The following is a 1601-nucleotide window of genomic DNA, read 5'->3' on the forward strand; positions in this document are numbered from 1 at the left end:
GAATTGCAGAAGCAACGGAGCACATCGATGCTTACGTAATCAGCAATGAGGACTGGCACGACGCTGACGACGACAAAAAAGTTCGTCTTATGAATGCGGCAGATAGAACGCTAAAGAAAAAATTCAGGGGTAATACAATCCCTGATAACGCAATATACGAATTCGCGGCGTATTTAGCTATCGTTTACAACGACACGAACAAAATGCAGCAGCATGGTATTGCGTCATTCAGTGTTACGGGCGTAGGTTCTTTCACGTTCAAAGAAAACAATGTATCTAGTGCGGTAGGGCAGCCACTAAAAGATCTTATTCCTGATAGTGTAGTAGAGCTTATTGAAGAAGTAAACGACGATCTACACGTATCGGGTCGTAATGTGGGGTGGCTTACGTAATGGCAATCGTACCATTAAAACAAACAGTCACTAGACGAAGAGCGGTCGGAGATCTCGACATGTGGGGAAAACCCGAAGGGATCGAAGAAACCGAACTTACATGTCGTGCGGTCGAGGGGTCGCACACCACAACGGATCGAAATAGTCAAATGCACGGCGCAACGATCGTTGTCGATCTGAAATTATTGCTAGACAAGCTAGCTGATATCGGTTACGAAGATGAAATTGAGTACGTCAACGAAGCAGGAACGATTTACAAAGGTAATCCGAAGAACATTACAATTCAGCGGGATTTCACAGGTAAGCCGTTGCTGACGGTGGTGTTTATTTAATGGCAGGATTCACAATCGATTTTAGCAGCTTCGACGGAAATATGAATCGGATCGCAAACGACGTTAAACATTCGACTAAACAAGCTATGCAGGATTGCGTAGATGATCTCGCTAGGATCTCGTCAAATATTGCGCCTATCGATACGAGCAGTCTACGTAAATCACATAAAAAGACCGTCAAACAACAAGGCGATCAAGTAATCGGAGAAGTTTCGTTCTCGGCATTCGGACGCGGTAATTTTAATTACGCAATAGCCATGCACGAATGGTCGTATACGCCGAGTTCTACGGGATCTTTTAACGGTTATGCGGTCGGTAGTAAGTATTTAGAGCGACCACTTAAAGGGGAGTCACAAAAGTACTTACAGTGGTTGGGCGAAGGTGTTCAGAAAGGATTGAGGTAGTATGCGTGCACAAGACGTTATGACTTACGTTAAACCGATCATACCGAATACATACTACGCCTACACATATCCAACGAAGTCGAAAGACGAATGCGTCTTAATCGTACTACATGGCGGAATGCCTACACGAGAGACGGGCGTACGGCAGCCGACACTACAATTCCTTGTGCGTGGGAACGTTGGCGATGTAGCAACGGCAGAAACGAAAGCGTACGAGTTGTACGAAGAATTCAAGTATAAAAAAGACGTTATGATCGGCGATTGGTCGGTCTCGAAAATACAAGCATTACAATCCCAACCGATATGGACGGGAACGGACGAAGCGAAACGTCCTATCTTTTCGCTAAACTTTCAACTAACTATCAGGGGGTAATAATTATGGCTAAATCAAACACAATCAATGTACCGATCGGTGCTGCAATCGTAGAATACGGTGAAGGACAAGACATGGTTAAATTCGATATCACGAAAGG

Annotated in this window: 4 protein-coding genes; all 4 read left to right on the forward strand. The window is 44.6% G+C overall.

The genetic code is table 11. The features are described 5' to 3' along the window. Positions 1–2: 2 nt before the first annotated feature. Genes ACQGSG_RS28790 through ACQGSG_RS28805 form a run of 4 tightly spaced genes read left to right on the forward strand, consistent with a single transcriptional unit; the run spans position 3 to position 1501 of the window. Entirely contained in the window at positions 3–392 is a 390-nt protein-coding gene (locus tag ACQGSG_RS28790; protein WP_426948717.1) for a hypothetical protein, read from the forward strand. After that, complete coding sequence (locus tag ACQGSG_RS28795; protein WP_098605407.1) at positions 392–724, forward strand: hypothetical protein; 333 nt, start codon at positions 392–394, stop codon at positions 722–724. Before ACQGSG_RS28790 ends, ACQGSG_RS28795 begins: the two co-directional genes overlap by 1 nt. After that, a complete protein-coding gene (locus ACQGSG_RS28800; RefSeq protein ID WP_098501932.1) occupies positions 724–1128 on the forward strand; it encodes a hypothetical protein in 405 nt (134 codons plus the stop codon). The genes ACQGSG_RS28795 and ACQGSG_RS28800 overlap by 1 nt, the downstream gene beginning before the upstream one ends. Position 1129: 1 nt before the next feature. Further along, the gene (locus ACQGSG_RS28805) at positions 1130–1501 is read left to right on the forward strand and encodes a minor capsid protein (RefSeq protein ID WP_098926377.1); all 372 of its coding nucleotides are present in this window, start codon (positions 1130–1132) and stop codon (positions 1499–1501) included. Positions 1502–1601 lie beyond the last annotated feature (100 nt).

Source organism: Bacillus sp. GMa5/1, from assembly GCF_050172015.1.
Lineage (GTDB): Bacteria > Bacillota > Bacilli > Bacillales > Bacillaceae_G > Bacillus_A > Bacillus_A cereus.